This is a genomic window from Litoreibacter albidus (assembly GCF_900107015.1).
GTDB lineage: Bacteria > Pseudomonadota > Alphaproteobacteria > Rhodobacterales > Rhodobacteraceae > Litoreibacter > Litoreibacter albidus.
The window spans coordinates 393,770-412,805 of sequence record NZ_FNOI01000002.1 but is presented as its reverse complement, the minus strand read 5'-3'; the positions used below and the strand labels follow the sequence as shown (position 1 = coordinate 412,805).

Sequence of the window (19,036 nt, the reverse complement as noted above, 5' to 3'; positions counted from 1 at the left end):
GGATTAGGCCCTTACCATATAGGTGTCCCACATTGCGTGGCGGAACAGGTTGGTGGGATCCATGGCGCGTTTCTTGGCCACGAAGGGGCGCAGGCCGGGGTAGGCGCGGATCATTTGGTCGGGCCGTGCGTGTAGGCGGTAAGGCAGATAGTAGCTGCCGCCCAGATCAAGCGTACGGTCGATGAGTTCTTGGGTCATGCGCCTCATGTCTTCTTCCGCGCGGTGGGTCTTTTCCTGAGAGAACAGCATCACGCAGGCTATGCGGTCTGCGGGGGCGTAGCTAAGCCAGCTTTCGCCGTCTTGGGCCACATAGCGCAGGGTAATGTTGAGCAGATCCTGATAGCTTGACGGGATGATGTCGCGGCAGGCGCTGACCCAGCCCGCGAATTTCTCAGGGGCGATGAAATATTCGTGCAAGATATCAGTGCGGGTGTCGTCGCGGTCGTCGAGCGTGATCACCGGCTCGTTCAGTAGGGTGTTGCGGGTCGTCTCTGCGCCGCCAATCCACGGGCCCAGCCCTGCCTCGAACCACCAGCGGCGGTGCTTCGCGCTGTCGGAGCCAAGCTGCCCGCGAAAGATTGACCGCGCAGCCTTTGACATGAAGCCGGAGCCACGCGCGGCGGGCAGGTCGCTTTGGTCTTGGGTGGGGCGGTAGGTGATCATCACCGCCTGCTCAAAGAACCGATCCTTGCTGACATCAAGGCGCCCGTAGGCCATTTGCACGCCAGAGGCCCCTTTGACCGCCTGCACAAAGCGCGTGCCGAATTGCGCGGCATCCATTTTCTCGAAGGTGGGTTTCAGACGGGTGTTGGCGACCATCTTGACAGTCAAGTCGGTGATCACGCCGAGCAGGCCATAGCCGCCCATCGCGGCAAAGAATATGTCGGCGTTTTCCTCGCGCGAGCAAGTGACCAGAGTGCCATCCGCCAGCATCATCCGGAGGGATAGCACCGTGGCCCCCATGCCGGAATAGGGCGTCGGCCAGCCGTGCGCGTTGACCGCAAATGTGGCGGCGACGCTGAAGTCGTTGTTGGATTGCATCACGGCGGGGGAGTAGCCTTCGGCGTCCAGCTTGGCGATGACGGTGGACCAGCGGGTGCCTGCGCCGCAGCGATAGGTCATGGCGGTTTTGTCGAGTTCGACCCATTCGTCGGCCACTGTGAGGGTGGTGCCCGCGACGGCCATGCTTTGCCCGCCCATGGAATGGCGCGCAGCAGATGCGATGACGGGACGGCCTGAGCGTTTCGCGTCTGCAAGCTCCGCCCTGAGGGTGCTTATCTGGGGCGCGTTGAAGCGTTCGGTCAGGGTCAGGTGCTTGGCGACGCGGGTCGGGGACAGCTCCGACGCATCGTTCAGGATCAGCGGGTCGCCGGACACGGTGCCAAGCAACCGGCCCGACGGGTCAGGGGTCGTGTAGTATTTGCGGGTTACATATGCGCCCGCCAATGCGCCGGTGCCGAGCAAAAATGCGCGTCTTGTGTTGCTCATCCTAATCCTCTGTCCCCGATTGGTGCTGATCCGCGTCGCCTACCAAAGGGGCGCGGACTCTATAAGGGTTGGAGGCAGGTTAAGGGGTTTGCGCGCCGTTGGCAAAAGCCGTTGCTCAAGCGCGCTAAGACGCCTTTTTCAGCGCGTTTTCTGCGGCGTCGCTGCGCAGAAAAACAGGGCGGTCCGGCGTTGACTGATCGGGCTGGTAGGCATAGCCGCCCGTGTCGAAGTCGCGGATTTGCGCCGGCTTGGTCAGGCGGTTCTGAATGATGAAGCGGGCCATCGCACCGCGTGCCTGTTTTGCGTAGAAGCTGACGATCTTGGGGCCGCCGGGTTTGTCCTCGTAGAACTGCGGGGTGACGACGTTCAGCGACAGGGCGTCGGGCTGAACCGCGCCGAAGTATTCCTGACTGGCGCAGTTGATCAATGTGTCTGTACCTTGCGCCTCGGCTTGCGCGTTCAACGCCTCGCTGATCGTGCTGCCCCAGTAATCATAGAGCGACTTGCCGCGCGCGGTCTTCAGGCGGCTGCCCATCTCCAAGCGGTAGGGCTGGATCGCATCAAGCGGTTTGAGTAACCCGTAAAGCCCCGACAGGATGCGCAGGTGGTCCTGCGCAAATGTGACTTCGTCGCCGTCGAGGCTTTTCGCCTCCAGCCCCGTGTAGGTGTCGCCCGCGAAGATATACATCGCAGCTTTGGAATTGTCGGCGGTGCTTTTGTCCGCAAAGCTTTGGAAGCGGTCGCGGTTCAGCGTCGCCAGGTTCTCAGAGATATGCATCAACTTGCGAAGATCATCCACCGACAGATCACGCGCAACCTGCGCCAACTCATTGGCCTGCGCCTGAAATTCCGGCGTCGTCGGGGTGACGTCTACGGCGGACATGTCGAGCTTCTTGGCGGGGGAAATGACGGTCAGCATATGCGGTCTCCTTTGGGGATCAATGTAGTGGTCAGCGCATGAGCCTCAAGAGGCTTTCAGCACATTCAGGAATGCCTCACCAAAACGTTCCGTGCGTCGCTCCCCTAAAATGCGGGCCATGGAGCCGGTGTCGCTGGGTTTGATTTCGGCCACCTTGGCGATCAGGGAGGCGGAACAGCTAAGCGGCTTGTCATAGCCATCCGGTCCGCGGGACAGGTTCGCCTGCGCCTCTAGCAACTGATCGTAGAGCGCGCCGCTCTCGCGCCCCGCCAGCTTGCGACGGGTGGGGTGTAGTTCCGGCGCGGGGGCACCGTTAATCACCTCTAGAAAGGCCGCCCCGAAGCTTTCGAGCTTCTTTGCACCAACGCCGGAAATGCGGGCGAACTCGTCGAGCGTCGCAGGGCGGGTTTCGGCCATCTCGATCAGGGTTTTGTCGTTGAAGATTACATAAGCCGGCGCGCGCGCCGCTTCTGCAAAGGCGCGGCGTTTGGCCTTTAGCGCCGACAGCAACGGCGCGTCTTCGTCGGACACCAGCGTTTTGACGGCGGGGCGGTTCGCGCCCTTGCGGATGGTGTCCTTGCGCAGGGTGATCGTCGCCTCGTCGCGCAGAATGGGGCGGGCGGATTGGGTCATGCGGAACGCCCCGTGGCGCGATGGATCGGGGCGGATCAGGTCGCGCCCCATCATCTGGCGGAACACCGCCTGCCAGCCGCGTTTGTCGTATTCGCCGCCGATGCCGAAGGTCGGCAATTCGTCATGGCCACGCGCCTTCACCTTGTCGGTGGAGTTGCCCAGCAGGATGTCGATCAAATGCCCAGCACCAAAGTATTCGCCGGTCCGCAAGATTGCGGAAAGCGCTTTGCGCACGGCAACGGTGCCGTCGAACGTTTCAGGCGCCTTCTCGCAGAGGTCGCAGTTGCCGCAGGTGATGTCGGTGTCGCCGAAGTATTCCAGCAGGGGCGCGCGGCGGCACTCCAGTGCCTCCGCCAGACCCAAAAGCGCGTTCAGGCGGGCGTGGTCGGCGGCTTTGCGGTCGTCGGGGGCCAAGCCTTCGTCGATCTGTTGTCGACGATAGCGGATGTCGTCGGGCCCATAGAGCGTCAGCGTGTCGGCAGGGGTGCCGTCGCGCCCTGCGCGGCCGATTTCTTGGTAGTAGCTTTCCACCGATTTCGGCAGGTCGGCGTGGGCGACCCAGCGGATGTCGGGCTTGTCGACGCCCATCCCGAAGGCCACGGTTGCTACAACGATCAACCCGTCCTCTTGGGAGAAACGCCGCTCCACCTCGCGGCGATCATCGGGGTCCATACCGCCGTGGTAGTGGCAGGCAGAATGCCCCGCCTCGCGCAGGGCTTGCGCCAGCGTTTCTGTTTTTGCGCGGGTGCCGCAGTAGACGATGCCAGCCTGATCGCGGCGCGCAGCTGCGAAGTCCAGAATTTGGCGGCGCGGACCGTCTTTGACGTCAAAGGCCAGATGGAGGTTTGGCCGGTCAAACCCTTGCATGAAGGTTTCGGGCTGTTCGCCGTCGAACAGGCGGGTGACCATTTCTTCGCGGGTTTCGGCGTCGGCTGTGGCGGTGAAGGCCGCCAGTGGTACGTTCAAGGCGCGCCGCAGCTCGCCGATGCGCAGATAATCGGGGCGGAAGTCGTGGCCCCATTGGCTGACGCAATGCGCCTCGTCCACGGCAATCATCGTGCAATTGGCGCGGGCCAGCATGTCGCGGGTGCCGCTGGAGGCCAGCCGTTCCGGTGCGATATAGAGCAGTTTCAACGACCCGCTGCGCAAGGCATCAAAGACAAGGTCGCTTTCTTCTTCGGTGTTGCCAGAGGTCAGCGCCCCCGCCGACACACCCGCCGCCCGAAGGGAGCGCACTTGGTCGCGCATCAACGCAATAAGCGGGGAGATCACGACGGTTAGCCCGTCCCGGGCAAGGGCGGGAAGTTGGAAACACAGCGACTTGCCTCCGCCGGTTGGCATGATGGCGAGCGTGTTTTTACCCCCACAGACGGCATCCACAATATCACGTTGGCCGGGGCGGAATTCGTCGAATCCAAAGATATCGGCCAGCAGCTTTTGCGGGTCATTCATGTGGGTCATGCCTATTTTGGTTTTATGCTCGATTTTGGCGAAATCTCCCATATTTTGCTTGTGCAAACAATCCCCGACACCACCAGATGTAGTCATCATTTTTGCGAGTGATTTGCAACTAGCCCTGCAAGTACTTACATATAGGCCACGAAGAGGTTAAAGCCTCGCTACCGTACTTATTAAAAGGAGGTCCTTGGATGACCTTTCTAAAAACGACAACTTTTGCGCTTTTCACATTGGCGAGCGCCTCTACTGCCTTGGCACAGGAAGTGACACTACGTTTCCAGCACTTCGTGTCCCCCAAGTCGGCGAACCCAACTTATTTTATGCAGCCTTGGGCCGAGAAGATCGAGAAGGACTCTGGCGGTCGCATCAAGGTTGAACTTTACCCTTTCATGCAGCTGGGCGGCAAAGCCCCGAACCAGTTTGACCTGATCAGCGACGGCGCGATTGACGGCGGCTGGGTGATCCCCGGATACCAGCCCGGTCGCTTCCCAGAGGCGGAAGCGCTGGAGCTGCCGTTCATGACCACCAAGTCCGGCGAAGAGGCGTCGATTGCCGCTTGGAAATTCACCCAAAAATACCTGATGGATGACTTCAAAGACGTCCACGTGATTGCCGCGCACATGCACGGCCCCGGTCTGGTGCACAAGAAAGGCCCGTCGATCAAAACGGTAGAGGACTTCAAAGGCCTCAAACTGCGCGGCCCGTCGCGCCCCGCGACGCTGTTGCTGGACAAGATGGGCGCCACGCCAATCGGCATGCCCGTACCTGCCTTCCCCGAGGCCTTGGCCAAAGGTGTGGTCGATGGTGGCGTGATCACTTGGGAAATGTCGCCGTCGTTGAAGCTGGACGAATTGACCGACAGCCACACCGATGTGGCAGGCGATCAGGCGCTTTATAACCTCTATTTCATCTGGGCGATGAATAAGGACAAATACAACAGCCTGCCTGCGGATCTTCAGGCGGTGCTTGACGCCAACTCCGGCGAATATGCGTCCGGTTGGGCGGGGCGTGCCCATGACGAGGGCGATGTTGTTGGCAAACAGGTGATGGTCGCTGACGGCAACGAAATCGGGGTGTTGTCCGCGGAAGAAACCGCCCGTATGAAAGCGCTTGGCGAAGAGGTCACGGCCGAATGGATCGTCGAGGCCACCGAGAAAGGTCTTGATGGCGCGGCCCTTGTGAAAGACGCGCAGGCGTTCGTCGCCGAGAGCAAGTAATTACCCGTGTAAAGAGTATGTTACCCAGCCGCCCCGATCCTGTCGGGGCGGTTTTTTTATGCCCTAAGTGTCGGCAACGCCTAGGAAGGTGATGTGGGTGGAGCCGTATTTCTTATGCTCCAGCACGTTAAATCCCTGCGGTGCGGCCTGCGGGGTTTCTTCCTCCCAGACGATCAGCGCGTCATCCGCGATCCAGCCTTGTTCCTTGGCGCAGGTCAGGGCCTTTGCGCCAAGGTCTTTGCCGTAAGGCGGGTCAAGGAACACCAAGTCGAAGGGCTTGTACGGGTTGGCCGCCAGACGCGTGGCGTCCCATGTCAGAGCGTTGGTGACTTCCGCCGCGCGCAGCTTGGCAATGTTCTTGCTTAGGATTTTGTAGCCCGCGCGCCCCTTCTCGATAAAGCACACTTGCGCGGCCCCGCGGGACAGAGCTTCCAGCCCCAAAGCACCGGTTCCCGCGAACAGATCCAGCACACGTGCGCCGTCCAGCGGATCCCCGAAGCGACCGCCGCCCAGCACGTTGAACAGGCTTTCGCGGATGCGGTCGGTGGTCGGGCGCAGGTGTCCCGCCTCATCGCCCTTGCCAACAGGCGTCAGGGCAATGGAGCGGTGGATGCCGCCGATGATCCTCATTTCAGCAGGGCTTTCATATCGGTGTCGGGGTCGGCCACAGCATCCGCAGAGGGACTTTTGCCCGCCGCGATCAGCCGTTTGGCGATCATGAAGTTGCGCGGGTCGTTCATCGCGTCAACGGCCAGCAGGATATCGCCCTTGTAGTACCAGTAGGACACCGCGTCGTCGGTGTGGCGCACGGCGATTTTGTCGTAGCCGGTGTTCAGCCCCGCGATTTGCAGCTTCACGTCATACTGATCGGACCAGAACCACGGCATCGGCACGTAGTCCTTGCCCGCGCCCATGATGTTTTCGGCAACCAGTTCGGCTTGGTCGATGGCGTTCTGCACAGACTCCAGCCGGATCCGCCCACCCTGCCACGGGAAGGAGGCGCAGTCGCCCGCTGCCCAGATGTTCGGGTCGGAGGTGCGGCCATGCGCGTCGGTCTCGATGCCGTTGTTGATGGTCAGCCCTGCGTTCGCCGCCAAGGCGTCACCGGGGGTGATGCCAACACCGACGATGACCAAATCCACGTCCATCTGGCTGCCGTCGGTCAGGCGCGCGCCGCTGACATGGGTTTCGCCCAGCAGCCGGTCGAGGCCGATACCTTCGCGGACATCGACGCCATGCGCCTCGTGCAGTTTGCGAAAGTAGCCCGACGTCTCTGGTGCTGCGACCCGTTGCAAGATGCGGTCGGCCATCTCGATTACCGTGACCTCAAGCCCCATCTTTGAGGCCACCGCAGCGGCCTCCAGCCCGATGTAGCCACCGCCGACAATCAACGCACGTTTTCCGGGGGCCATGTCCGCGCCCATCGCGTCCACGTCGTCCAGACTGCGAACCACATGCACGCCGTTAAGCGCGCCGCCGATGCTCGCGGGCAGGTGGCGCGGGTTTGATCCCGTCGTCAGGGCCAGTTGGTCATACGACAGCGTCTCCCCCGCAAGGCTTACCGTTTTGGCGGCGGGGTCGATCTTGGTCACCGGCGCGCCAAGGCGCAGGGTGATGTTCTGGTCGTCGTAAAATTTCTCCGGTCGCAAGAACAGGCGCTCTTTCTCCATGTCGCCCAGCAGGTAAGCCTTGGACAGCGGCGGGCGCTGGTAGGGGGGCACAGCCTCCGCACCGATCAGCGTGATATCACCGTCGAAGCCTGAATTGCGCAGCTTGGCTGTTAAAGATGATCCGGCTTGGCCGGCCCCGATCACAATAATATGGCTCATTCAGATTGCCTTCTTCTGGTCTAGCGTTCGCGGGGAGCCTATATGCAGGAGGAACCATAACTCAATCAGGGAATATGACATGGCGATATCTACTGGCGACACGCTGCCCGACGTAAACCTTATCCGCCTTGGGGCTGAAGGCCCCGAAGCGGTTTCACTGTCCAGCCTGACCAAGGGCCGCAAGGTCGTGATTTTCGCGGTTCCCGGGGCTTACACCCCCACATGTTCCTCCGCGCATGTGCCAAGCTTCATTCGCACCAAGGGTGATTTTGACGCCAAAGGCGTGGACGAAATCATCTGCGTATCGGTGAATGACCCCTTTGTGATGAACGCATGGGGCGAGGCCACTGGCGCCACCGAGGCTGGCTTGACCATGCTGTCCGACGCAGGGTCCGAATTCACCAAAGCCATCGGTATGGACTTTGACGCGCCACCCGCTGGCTTGATCGCACGCTCCAAGCGGTACGCGATGTATGCTGAGGACGGCGTGGTGAAGGTGCTGCAAGCCGAAGAAAACCCAGGCGCTTGCGACGTATCCGGCGGCGAGGCGCTGCTCGACAGCCTCTAAAACACCAAGACCAAAAGCGAAGGCCCTGCCGGATAATGGCAGGGCCTTTTGCGTTACGACGATTCTGCGATGATCGTGCGCGTTGGGAACGGGATGTTGATATCCGCCTCATCCAGCGCCTCTTTCACCTTGCGGGTCATGTCGGCCTTGAAGGCAAAGTATTCTGTCCGGTCGCACCAGACACGCACCAGAAAATCAACCGAGCTGCCGCCGAGGTTCGTTACCTGAATAAACGGCTCTGGGTCGGCGTGGGCGCGGTCGTCGGCCATGATGGTACTCAAAATAACCTCCTCCGCCTTGGCGAGGTTCACGCCGTAGCCCACGCCAAACGTCCATTCCGCGCGGCGCGTTGGATAGACGGAGTAGTTGACGATCGTGTTGCCCCACACTTCGGAGTTCGGGACGATCACTTGGGTGTTCGACAGCGACGCCATCTCCACATAGTTCAGCGTTACATCCTTCACGGTGCCGCTCTTGTCGTTAATCTCGACGAAATCCCCGACCTTGATCGGCCGGAACAAGATCAGCATCACCCCTGCCGCCACGTTGGACAGCGTGCCTTGCAGCGCCAAGCCAATCGCCAAACCTGCGGCACCAATCGCCGCGACCATGGATGTGGTCTGGATGCCAAAGGTGTTGAGGACGAACAAAATGGCGAAGGCCATGATGACGTAGCGGGCGATGTTGGACAGGAAGTTGAACAGTGTGTCGTCCAGCTTCGCATGGGTCTCGCCAATGGTGCGGATGCGGCGGCTGGCCCAGCCGGACACCACAAGAGCGATGACCAGAATGACAATCGCGCTGGCAAGGCTGCCAACAACGGATACAATCATGTCTAGGGTGAGGTAGTCGGCAACGCTTTTGCCGTTCCAAACTTCGGTATTCAGTAGGTCTTCCACGTTATTTTCTCGCAATCAGTCCGTTTCCCGCGCCAGCAAAATGTCTGTCAGGGAAAAACGGGGCTATATCTTGCCGAGCGTGCGACCCCTAAGGAACACGGGACCTGCTTTTCCGCATGGGTTGCGGCACGGGGTACCAACTCTGCGGGAGGCTGGAAGGTTCCCGACTTTTATGAATTATTTTTGCAGGCGCTTACGGATCGACCGTAGAGGCGGTTTTCTTGAAGGGGCCGTAGTCCGTCAGCACCTCTATATCTTCATCCACGGCGGCGCTTTCGGCGTGTAAAAACTGCTGCACCGCGTCGCGAAACGCGTCGTCGGCGATCCAGTGCAGGGAATGCGTGGCGATCGGCAAATAGCCCCGCGCCAGTTTGTGTGCCCCCTGCGCACCGGCCTCGACGCGGGTGATGCCGTGCCTGATCGCCCAGTCAATGGCTTGGTAGTAACACAGCTCGAAATGCAGGCAGGGGTGATCCTCGATGCAGCCCCAGTAGCGGCCATAAAGCGTGTCGCGCCCGATAAAATTCAGCGCCCCCGCGATGTAATGCCCGTCCCGTTCCGCCAAAAGCAACAGCATGTCGTCGCGCAAGCTCTCCTGCGCCGCGTCAAAGAACGCGCGGGTCAGGTAGGGCGTGCCCCATTTGCGCGCGCCGGTGTCTTGGTAGAACGTCCAGAAGGCATCCCAATGCTCCGGCTGGATCTGGTCACCCGTCAGCGCGTGGATGGTGCCGCCAAACTCCGCTGCCTGCGCGCGCTCCCTGCGGATGTTCTTACGTTTTCGCGCAGACAGGGAGGCAAGGAAGTCGTCAAAGCTGTTGTAGCCGTTCGAGACCCAGTGAAACTGCTGGCTCAGGCGCGGCATCAGCCCCATTTGCGTCCCAGCCTCGGCCTCCTCTTCGGTGCAAAAGGTGATGTGCAGCGACGATACGTGGTTCTGCGCGGCCAGTTGCACAGCGCCCTGCACCAATGCGGATTGCGCCAATGCAGCGTGGGCGGGCTTCACCAAAAGCCTGCGCCCTGTGGCTGGCGTGTGCGGGACCGCCATTTGCAACTTGGGGTAGTAGTCGCCGCCCGCGCGCTCATAGGCCTGCGCCCAATTGTGGTCGAAGATGTATTCGCCCTGCGAATGGTTTTTCGCATAAAGCGGGGCCGCGCCGATCAGGCTGCCGTTTTGCCGTGCCAGAAGGTACTGCGGCTGCCACCCTGTTCCTGCCCCGACGGAGCCCGATTGCTCCAGCGCCAGCAAAAAGCGGTGTGTGGTGAACGGGTCAATGGGGCGGCCATCCGCGGCCTCAGGGCAGGCGCAGGCGTCCCAATCGGCGGCGTCGACGTGGCTCAGGCTGGGGATCACACTGATCTCCACCTGCGTTTGCGTCATGTCTTCGGTCCCGTCATCCATGACTGTAAGATGGGTGTTCAGGGGGCAGGGTCAAGCGGGGATAAACCCCTCGAAGGTGATGTTCTGCGCAATAGCGAGGGCGGCGTCGGCTTGCGCTTGCGATTTGATCGTCCAGCACAAGATGGCGGCACCCTCGGCTTTCAGCTCCGCAACGCGCGGGCGCTGCAGATCATGGGCTTCATGAGAGATAAAGCACGACCCACTCGCGGCGTAATCAGGAATGTCGCGCAGGTGGTCACAAACCCGCGCGGGCAGGGGCGCCCAATCCTCGGGGTCATAGCTGCTGGTCACCAGCCCGCGGGGTCGGTCGGGGGCCAGCTGCGCCAACGCCTTGGTGGAATGCGGGTTGAATGACATCAACGCCGCCTCCCCCTGATAGCCGCGAAGAGCATCCGCGACGGCCCGTTCCAACGGGCCGATGTTTGGCCCCATCGCGCCGTCTTGGTCCTTCAGCTCGATCAACAGCGGGACGCGCCCGTCGACCAGATCCAGCACCGCAGGAAGGTCAAAGATCGTGTCACTGCTATCCGTCAACGTCATGCCCCGCACCACATCTGCGGTGCGGGTCTGGATCGCGCCGCGTTCGCCGGTCAGGCGGGCCATGTCGTAGTCATGAAACACCATCGCTTCCGCATCGGAGGACAGTTGCACATCCAGTTCGATCCCGTAGCCGCCAGTGATAGCGGCCTCAAAGGCAGAGAGGGAGTTTTCAATCACCCCCTTCGATCTGTCGTGCAGCCCGCGGTGCGTAATCGGACGCTCAAAGAACGCGGCGGGCAGGGTCACGGCTTGATCTGGAAAATGCCTTCGATCTCGACGGCAACGTTGAAGGGCAACGCGCCAGCGCTGACGGCGGAGCGCGCATGTTTTCCGGCATCGCCCAACGCATCAACGAAGAAGTCTGACGCGCCGTTGATCACTTTGGGTTGCTCGGTGAAATCGGGGGTGGAGTTCACGAAGCCCGTCAGTTTGACAACGCGCACCAGACGGCTCAGGTCGCCGCCGCAGGCTGCTTTCAGTTGGGCGAGCAGTGAAATTGCGCAGGTGCGCGCAGCGGCAGCACCCTGTACGGCAGTCAGGTCCGCGCCAACTTTGCCGGTGATAAAACCGTCTTCGTTCTGGCTGATCTGGCCGGAAATGTAGACCGTGTCGCCAGTCACCACGTATGGCACGTAATTGGCGGCGGGGGCGGGGGCGTCGGGCAGGGTGACGCCCATTTCGGCAAGGCGGGTTTCGTGATGCGACATGATGATCTCCGTTCAGGTCTCGCGGAAGGCGCGATTGAAGTAATCGGTAAAAGGTTTCAGCAGATATGTCATCGGTGATCTGTCGGCCGTGCGAATGAACCCGTCAACCGGCATACCCGGCACAAGGTCAACGTCGCCTAGCCGGTCCATTTCTCCGTCTTTCAGGGTCATCTCCACGCGGTAATAGCTGCGGCCCGTCGTGTCGTCGCGGAAGGCATCGCCAGAGATCGACGACACTGTGCCAAATACCTCAGGCGTGGTTCGCGCGTCGAATGTGGAGAAGCGCAGCGTCACATCCTGCCCCAGATACACCTCATCCACGTGAATAGGCTCCACCTCGCCGGTGATAACCATCGGGCGGTCTTGCGGCACGATGAACATCAGGGCCTCGGCGGGTTGGATCACGGCGCGTTCGGCGAACACCGTCAGCCCGAAGATCAGCCCCGAAACCGGCGCGGTGATGTCCAGTCGCGACAGGCGTTCGCGCAGGGACAAGCGTTGTTCTCGCAACTCGAACTCGCGGTATTGCAGGTCGCGCAGCTGGGTGATGGCGTCTTCTTTGCGCTGCGTTGCCAGCCGCAAAATATCCAAGTCAATCTCGGTAATGCGGCCCTCATTTTCCGCGACGGAGGCAGTTAACTCACCCACCGTTCCGCGCAGGCGGGCATCTTCGCGGCGCAGCGCCAGAACGCGGCTGGTTTGCGCAAGCCCTTTATCAAGCAGCCCTTGCTGCGCTGTTAGCTCTTCTTGCAGCAGCGCCAGCTGTGTCTCCAAGGCTTGTTGCTGCGCGCGCACGCCGTCCACTTGGTTGCCGATCTGGGCTTTGCGTTTTTCCAGCTGTTCTATGGATTGCGCGGCGGAGCTTTGGCGCGTGGCAAACAGCCGTTCTTGGCCTTGGGTCAGTTCCAGAAGCTGGGGGCGGGTTTTGCTGGCGTCCAGAAGGATAGGGTCGAAGGTAATCGCCGCCGCGTCGTCGCGTTCGGCTTTCAGCCGACCGTTGCGGGCGATGATCTCGAAAAGCTGGCCCTCCACGATCAGCAGCTCGGACCGTAGGCGGGTATCATCAAGGCGCACCAACACGTCGCCCTTCTCCACCCGCTGCCCTTCGCGCACCGCCACTTCAGAGACCACGCCGCCGTCAGGGTGCTGCAAAACCTGCCGGTTCTGGTCGACTTCGATACGGCCCGGCGCGATGATCGCCCCCGCGATGTTGGCCTGCACCGCCCATATGCCGAAGCCCCCCAGCAGGATCAGCAGGGCCAGCAGGCCCAATGTGATAGGTGCGCGGGCGGACCATTTTTTCGCGTCACTCATGTCACACCTCCCGGTTTGCTGGTCTCGGTGATGGTCTTGTGGTTGGCGACGGTGCCTTTGAGGATTTCGTCGCGCGGCCCGAAGGCGCGGCGCTGGCCTTGCTCCAACACCATCAAAAACTCGCATTCGGCGATGGCCGACGGGCGGTGCGCCATGATGATCACCGATCCGCCATCGGCTTTCACCGCGCGAATGGCGGTGTTGAGCGCAAGGGAGCCGTCATTGTCGAGGTTTGAATTCGGCTCGTCCAGCACCAGCAAAACGGGGTCACCGTAAAGCGCGCGGGCCAGCCCGATGCGTTGCAACTCCCCGCCGGACAGACGCCCACGGGTCGCTGATATTTGCGTGTCGTAGCCATGTGGCTGGCGCAAAATTAGCTCATGGGCGTCGGCCTTTTGTGCCGCTTTAATGATCGCGGCAGGGTCGGCGTTTTGTTGTAGCCGCGCAATGTTCTCGCCAATTGTGCCGTCAAACAGGGTCACCTTCTGGGGCAGGTATCCGATGTGGCTGCCCAGCGTGTCGGGATCGTATTGGTCCAGTGCCGCACCGCCCAGCCGAATTTTGCCGCCTGCCGTGGGCCAGATGCCCGTTAGCGCCTTGGCCAAGGTTGATTTGCCTGCGCCCGACGGCCCGATCACGCCCATGGCTTGGCCTGCAGGCAGATCAAAAGATATCATGCGCAATGTGGCCTGCCGTTCCCCTGCGGGGATGACGGTGACTTGCTCCCCGCGCAGGTGCGCCTCGGGGCGGGGCAGCGGGGTACGTTTGGGTAAGTTGGCGACTTCCGAAAGCAGGGCCTTCAAGCTGTCCCACCCCATTTTCGCGCGCTGCACCAAGGCCCATTGGCCGATCGCCATTTCTACGGGGGCAAGGGCGCGGCCCAGCAGGATGGAGCCCGCAATCATCGCGCCCGCCGTCATCTCGTTTTGCAGCACCAGATAGGCGCCAAGCCCCAGCATCGCCGACTGCAAAAACAGCCGCAGCGTTTTGGTGGTCGCGGTGATCGCCCCCGCGCGGTCCGATTTCTGCATGGATTTGAACAGCGATTCCGAGCGTAGTTTTTGCCAGCGGTCAAAGCTGGCTTCGCGCATGCCAAGTCCCGCGATGATCTCGGTCTCGTCCATGATCTCATCGGACAGGCGGTTGGCTTGCAGCCCGGACAGCCCTGCCTCCATCTGCGGCTGGCGGGTCATGCGTTGGTTCACCACGGTCAGCACGATCAGCAATGCGCCACCGGCCACGGCAAGATAGCCAAGCCACGGGTGGAAAATGAAGATCGCGGCCAAGAAAAACGGCGTCCACGGCATGTCGAACAGCGCCAGCAGCGCGGGGGAGGACAGCAGCGTTTGCACCGCCTCCAGATCGCGCAAGCCCGTGTTGTTGTCGCCGGACTTTGGCATCAGGTTGGTCTTGCGCAGCATCGCGGAGAACACGCGCCGGTCCAGCTTGTCTTGAAAGCGCGCGCCGATCCGCGACAGGATGCGCCCACGGGCGTAATCCAGAAGGCCCATCATCGCATAAAGGAAAACCACCAGTATCGACAGCGCGGCCAATGTCTCCTCGGAGCGCGAGCCGAGCACGCGGTCATAGACCTGCAACATGTAAAGCGGGCCAGTCAGCATCAGCAGGTTGACGAAGATACTGAACACAAAGGCAGCAATGAAAAGCGGGCGGCTTTCGCGACGGGCGGCGCGCAGCTCTGCGGTGCCAAGGTGGTTTGGTTCTTTTCTCATAGGTTTTGTAGTAACCTCATTTTGCGTAAACTACGCCACTGTTGTGCAACCGTTTGGTGAAAACGACGCAAGATTGTGCCTTTCAGTCCTCTATGACCAAAAGATTGAGAACACGTGGCTTGAACAACTGGTGATTTGCAAAATTCGCCCATATAGCGCCATATTCGTGCTCTGGCAGACCCTAACGTGGGAAAGATGGATAGAATGCTAAATGTTTTGATCAAACGTCTCTGTGCCGTTTCGCTGGCTGTTGCGGTCGCCGGCTGCACTGCGGCGCCCATCGGCGTGGGCGTGAACGACCCGATTGAGACGCAAAACCGTGGCACGCATTCGGTTAACCGCGCCATTGATAAAGCCTTCGTTAGCCCCGCCTCCAAAGGCTACGGCAAGGCGCTGCCGATGCCTGTGCGCACGGGGGTGTCCAACTTTGCATCCAACCTGAATTTGCCGGGGCAGGTGCTCAACAACCTGCTGCAATTCCGCATTGAGAACGCGGGGCACAACGCGTTCCGTTTCTTGGTAAACACGACCTTCGGCTTCGGTGGCGTGCTGGACGTGGCGACCGACGCGGGGCTGGACAACCGCTTCACTGATTTTGGCGAAACGCTGCACGTTTGGGGCGCACCAGAGGGTGCGTATCTGGAGTTGCCGTTGGTTGGTCCGTCCACGGAACGCCACGCGGCTGGCCGCATCGTGGATCTGCTGATGAACCCGCTGAACTTCGGCGCGGAAGGCTCTTTGAAGACGGCCGCGACGGGCGCCAGTGTCGCTGCACGATTTGGTGATCGCTACCAGTATTCGGATTTGATCGATTCTGTCCTATATGAGAGCGAGGACAGCTACTCCCAAGCGCGGCTTTTGTATCTGCAAAGCCGCCGCTTCAAGCTTTCGGGCGGGGCGCAGCCTGATTACATTGACCCCTATGAGGACGTCTACGGAAATGAATAACAAGTTTTCCCGCCGCGCAGTTGTCGCAAGCCTTGCTGCGCTCACACTGCCACTTCCCGCTTTTGCACTCTCCGGCTCAGCCGCGGAGTCCTTGGTGAACGCCGCCGTGGCCGACATCAACAAGATCATCGCGTCCGGCAAATCGGAGCGTGCGATGCAAAGCGATTTTCAGCGTGTGTTTGAACGCTACGCTGATGTGAACATCATCGCGCTGACCACGCTTGGCCCTGCGCGCCGCTCTGCCAGCAAGGCAGAGGTGTCCGCATTCGTGAAGGCCTTCAAAGGCTACTTCACCCGCAAATACGGCAAGCGGTTCCACGAATTCGTGGGTGGTCAGATCATCGTCGAAGGCTCCCGCGCGTCCAAAAGCAACGTGGAGGTTCAGTCGACCGCCAAGCTGCGCGGGTCCGCGCCGTTCAAGGTGACGTGGTTGGTGTCGGATAAGTCCGGCAGCCCGAAGATCTTCAATATCATCATTGAAGGCGTGAACACGCTGACCTCCGAGCGGGCCGAAATCGGCGCGATGCTCGATAAGCGCCGCGGCGATATCGGCGCGCTGACCGCCGACCTTAACAAGCTGGGTTAATTCCCGCCCAACAACTTGCCGAGCAGACTTCCCACATCGCGGATGATCTGCTCGGTGACGTTCTCCAGATTTTGCTGACCATTGCCGTTCCCGCGTGGACGCTGCGCCACTTGGGGTTGCTGCACAGGCTCTGGCCGTGACACGCGCGGCGGCTTGGCTGGGCGGATCATTGGCAGCGGCTCCGCCGGCAGCCCAGACGTCACCCGCGTCATGGTTTCGCGCCAGATATCCGCAGGAAGCCCGCCGCCCGTCACGCCTTTCAAAGGCGTGTTGTCGTCGTAGCCCATCCAGACCCCCACCACATATTGCGCGGTGAAGCCGATGAACCACGCGTCTTTCGCTGCGCTGGTTGTGCCGGTTTTGCCCGCGACTTCGCGGTCATCCAGTTTGGCGCGTTTGCCTGTGCCGTCGTTCACGGCGCGGAACATCATATAGGTCAGCTGGTTCGCGGCGCTCTCGGTAATAACGCGCTCGCCGTAGCCGCCGTCCTGCCCCAAAAGCGGGTCACTGTCGCCTTTAAGGCGCAACTCGCGGATGCCATAGGGCGACACCGCGCGCCCGCCGTTCAGAATGCCCGCATATGCGCCGGTCATTTCCAGTAGCGTGCTTTCAGACGCGCCGAGCGCCAGTGCGGGGCCATCGGCCAGCTCGTTGTCGATGCCGAACCGCTCCGCCACGTCGCGCACTTTTTCGCGCCCGACGGCCTCGGATACGCTGACCGCGACCGTGTTGATCGACTGTGCCAGCGCATCGGTCAGGGTCATGTCACCCTTGAAGTTGCGGGTGTAGTTTTCGGGGCACCAATTGCCGGAGCCCGGCGTGTTGATGCAGATCTTTTTGTCTTCAACTACGGAATCGTACTGGAAGCCCAAGTCCATCGCGGCGGCGTAAACGAAGGGTTTGAACGCGGAGCCGGTTTGCCGTTTGGCCTGTACCGCGCGGTTGAACGCGCCGGACACTTTGGACTGACGCCCCCCCACCATCGCGCGCACAGCACCGTCGGCAGACATCACCACAATCGCGGCCTGCGCCTTGGAGCTTTTGCTCACCTTGTTCTCGAAAACGTAGTCCAACGCGTCTTCCGCAGCCTTTTGCAACTGCGTGTCAAAGGTGGAGCGGATCACCACGTCCTCTGTCGTCTCGCTCGACAGGAAGCCGGGGGCGGTGTCCATCACCCAATCAACGAAGTACCCACCGGCGCGCGCTTGCGCGGCTTTGGACAGGGTTGCAGGCGCGACATTCGCGGCAGCCTCGTCGGCAGAGGTAATATAGTCCTGTTCGCGCATCAGCTTCAGAACCGTGGCGGCGCGGTCTTGGGCGCGTTGCAGGTCGTTGGTTGGCGAATAGACCGACGGCGCTTTCAGCAGGCCCGCCAACATGGCGGCTTCTGGGATGCTGACCTGCGCGGCGCTGCGTCCGAAATACAGCTGCGCCGCCGCCTCAAAGCCGCGCGCGCCGCCGCCCAGATAGGCGCGGTTCAGGTAAATAGACAGGATATCGTTCTTGGAATACTTGGCTTCCATCGCCATCGAATACAGCGCCTCCTTGCCTTTGCGGGCAAGGGTGGTGCGGCGGCAGTCCGCCTCGTATTCGGTTTCGTTTTTCCATTTTGTCGGGTCGAACGCGACGCCAAGGCACAGCAGCTTGGCTGTTTGTTGCGTCAGCGTGGAGCCGCCGTTGCCCTTCCACGGCTTGCGGCCTTCGCGCATGTTGATGCGCATGGCCGACGCGATGCCGCGCGGGGAAATGCCAAGGTGCCAGTAGAACCGTTTGTCCTCTGTGGCGACGACAGCATTCTTCAGGGCAGGGGCCACGGACTCCGCACGGATCGCGCCGCCAAAGTTATCGCCGCGCCACGAGAACACGACGTTCTCGCGGTCCAATAGGGTCACAGACCCGCGTGTCCGCCCGTCCAGCAGTTGCTCCACCGGTGGCAATTGCGCGTAGGTATAGGCGACGGCCGCCGCCAGCAGGATGGCGCCAACGGCGGTGATCCGCCATGTCAGCCGCCAGATCAGCCGCAGGGTCCAGATAAACGGGAACAGGATCCACCCGATGAGGCCACGCTTTTTGGGCGCAGTCTTGCGCTTGGTCACGCGCGGCTTCGGCTTCGTAGCCTTCGGTTTGGGTTTCGCTGGCGCTTTGGTGTAGCGCTTATCGGCCACCAAGGTGGGCTTTTTACGTCCGGAGTTGCTCATGTACCTGCGCTTCAAAGCTGCTTTTTGTTCCCCTCAATATAGGTCGGGACGATCCGGATGTGGAGGGGGAGTCTCGTCACCATCGGTCTCAATTTTGCTCAATAATGTAGCAACGGCTAAAAATTGTGCAAAAAATAATGCCGCAAGGCAGCAATTCGCTCAAAAACAGGGCCGCTTCCGTTGCTGTGGCCCGCTCTAACGACTGTTCTGGCGTCAGACATGCCTCGGGTTGTGGGGCGGAAGCGAAGGGGAAGACAGTGAAACTGATCATTGCAGCAATCAAGCCGTTCAAGCTGGAGGAGGTCCGCGAAGCACTGACCGCCATCGGCGTGCGCGGGATGATGGTGACAGAGATTAAGGGCTTTGGCTCGCAGTCCGGTCACACCGAAATTTACCGCGGCGCTGAATACGCCGTGAACTTTGTGCCGAAGGTGAAGCTGGAGATCGCGGTGTCCGCCGCGATGGCCGATCAGGTCGTCGAGACGATCGCCACCACCGCCAAGACCGACAAAATCGGCGACGGCAAAATTCTGGTGCTGGACGTGACGCATGCCGTCCGCGTGCGCACCGGCGAAACAAACGAAGATGCGCTGTAAGGCG

General features: G+C 61.1%; 17 protein-coding genes. 5 read left to right on the top strand and 12 right to left on the bottom strand.

The features are described from left to right. Positions 1-3: 3 nt before the first annotated feature. The 3 genes from BLW66_RS07065 to recQ form a co-directional block, all read right to left on the bottom strand. On the bottom strand, positions 4-1,488 hold the full coding sequence (locus BLW66_RS07065; RefSeq protein ID WP_089946423.1) for an FAD-binding oxidoreductase: 1,485 nt from the start codon (positions 1,486-1,488) through the stop codon (positions 4-6). Between the two features lie 124 nt (positions 1,489-1,612). Further along, positions 1,613-2,407, bottom strand: coding sequence for a peroxide stress protein YaaA (gene yaaA / locus BLW66_RS07060; RefSeq protein WP_089946422.1), 795 nt, complete (start codon positions 2,405-2,407; stop codon positions 1,613-1,615). 45 nt (positions 2,408-2,452) lie between these two features. After that, on the bottom strand, positions 2,453-4,492 hold the full coding sequence (gene recQ, locus BLW66_RS07055) for a DNA helicase RecQ (protein ID WP_089946707.1): 2,040 nt from the start codon (positions 4,490-4,492) through the stop codon (positions 2,453-2,455). 197 nt (positions 4,493-4,689) lie between these two features. Between recQ and BLW66_RS07050 the strand changes: the two genes are divergently transcribed. Further along, the gene (locus BLW66_RS07050; protein ID WP_089946421.1) at positions 4,690-5,715 is read left to right on the top strand and encodes a TRAP transporter substrate-binding protein; all 1,026 of its coding nucleotides are present in this window, start codon (positions 4,690-4,692) and stop codon (positions 5,713-5,715) included. Between the two features lie 63 nt (positions 5,716-5,778). On the opposite strand, the gene rsmD is transcribed toward BLW66_RS07050, so the two are convergent. Next, on the bottom strand, positions 5,779-6,345 hold the full coding sequence (rsmD, locus tag BLW66_RS07045) for a 16S rRNA (guanine(966)-N(2))-methyltransferase RsmD (protein ID WP_089946420.1): 567 nt from the start codon (positions 6,343-6,345) through the stop codon (positions 5,779-5,781). Continuing rightward, entirely contained in the window at positions 6,342-7,544 is a 1,203-nt protein-coding gene (locus BLW66_RS07040) for an NAD(P)/FAD-dependent oxidoreductase (RefSeq protein WP_089946419.1), read from the bottom strand. The genes rsmD and BLW66_RS07040 overlap by 4 nt, the downstream gene beginning before the upstream one ends. Before the next feature lie 79 nt (positions 7,545-7,623). Here BLW66_RS07040 and BLW66_RS07035 point away from each other — a divergent pair, with 79 nt between their 5' ends. Next, positions 7,624-8,112, top strand: coding sequence for a peroxiredoxin (locus tag BLW66_RS07035; RefSeq protein WP_089946418.1), 489 nt, complete (start codon positions 7,624-7,626; stop codon positions 8,110-8,112). Between the two features lie 53 nt (positions 8,113-8,165). Here BLW66_RS07035 and BLW66_RS07030 read toward each other — a convergent pair whose 3' ends face one another. The 6 genes from BLW66_RS07030 to BLW66_RS07005 form a co-directional block, all read right to left on the bottom strand. Further along, a complete protein-coding gene (locus BLW66_RS07030; RefSeq protein WP_244508570.1) occupies positions 8,166-9,011 on the bottom strand; it encodes a mechanosensitive ion channel family protein in 846 nt (281 codons plus the stop codon). Between the two features lie 193 nt (positions 9,012-9,204). Beyond that, positions 9,205-10,389, bottom strand: coding sequence for a GNAT family N-acetyltransferase (locus tag BLW66_RS07025; protein ID WP_089946417.1), 1,185 nt, complete (start codon positions 10,387-10,389; stop codon positions 9,205-9,207). A gap of 51 nt (positions 10,390-10,440) precedes the next feature. Further along, positions 10,441-11,196 (bottom strand): glycerophosphodiester phosphodiesterase family protein, encoded by a 756-nt coding sequence (locus BLW66_RS07020; protein ID WP_089946416.1) that lies wholly within the window; start codon positions 11,194-11,196, stop codon positions 10,441-10,443. Beyond that, positions 11,193-11,657, bottom strand: coding sequence for a RidA family protein (locus tag BLW66_RS07015; protein WP_089946415.1), 465 nt, complete (start codon positions 11,655-11,657; stop codon positions 11,193-11,195). The genes BLW66_RS07020 and BLW66_RS07015 overlap by 4 nt, the downstream gene beginning before the upstream one ends. A 12-nt stretch (positions 11,658-11,669) precedes the next feature. Then, complete coding sequence (locus BLW66_RS07010) at positions 11,670-12,971, bottom strand: HlyD family type I secretion periplasmic adaptor subunit (RefSeq protein ID WP_089946414.1); 1,302 nt, start codon at positions 12,969-12,971, stop codon at positions 11,670-11,672. Then, the gene (locus tag BLW66_RS07005; protein ID WP_089946413.1) at positions 12,968-14,704 is read right to left on the bottom strand and encodes a type I secretion system permease/ATPase; all 1,737 of its coding nucleotides are present in this window, start codon (positions 14,702-14,704) and stop codon (positions 12,968-12,970) included. The genes BLW66_RS07010 and BLW66_RS07005 overlap by 4 nt, the downstream gene beginning before the upstream one ends. Before the next feature lie 204 nt (positions 14,705-14,908). Between BLW66_RS07005 and BLW66_RS07000 the strand changes: the two genes are divergently transcribed. Both BLW66_RS07000 and BLW66_RS06995 read left to right on the top strand, forming a co-directional pair. Beyond that, the gene (locus BLW66_RS07000; protein WP_244508569.1) at positions 14,909-15,652 is read left to right on the top strand and encodes an MlaA family lipoprotein; all 744 of its coding nucleotides are present in this window, start codon (positions 14,909-14,911) and stop codon (positions 15,650-15,652) included. After that, positions 15,645-16,238, top strand: a complete 594-nt coding sequence (locus tag BLW66_RS06995) for an MlaC/ttg2D family ABC transporter substrate-binding protein (RefSeq protein WP_089946411.1) — start codon at positions 15,645-15,647, stop codon at positions 16,236-16,238. The genes BLW66_RS07000 and BLW66_RS06995 overlap by 8 nt, the downstream gene beginning before the upstream one ends. On the opposite strand, the gene BLW66_RS06990 is transcribed toward BLW66_RS06995, so the two are convergent. Next, a complete protein-coding gene (locus tag BLW66_RS06990) occupies positions 16,235-18,436 on the bottom strand; it encodes a transglycosylase domain-containing protein (RefSeq protein ID WP_089946410.1) in 2,202 nt (733 codons plus the stop codon). The genes BLW66_RS06995 and BLW66_RS06990 overlap by 4 nt on opposite strands. 257 nt (positions 18,437-18,693) lie before the next feature. Here BLW66_RS06990 and BLW66_RS06985 point away from each other — a divergent pair, with 257 nt between their 5' ends. Then, positions 18,694-19,032, top strand: coding sequence for a P-II family nitrogen regulator (locus BLW66_RS06985; RefSeq protein WP_089946409.1), 339 nt, complete (start codon positions 18,694-18,696; stop codon positions 19,030-19,032). Positions 19,033-19,036 lie beyond the last annotated feature (4 nt).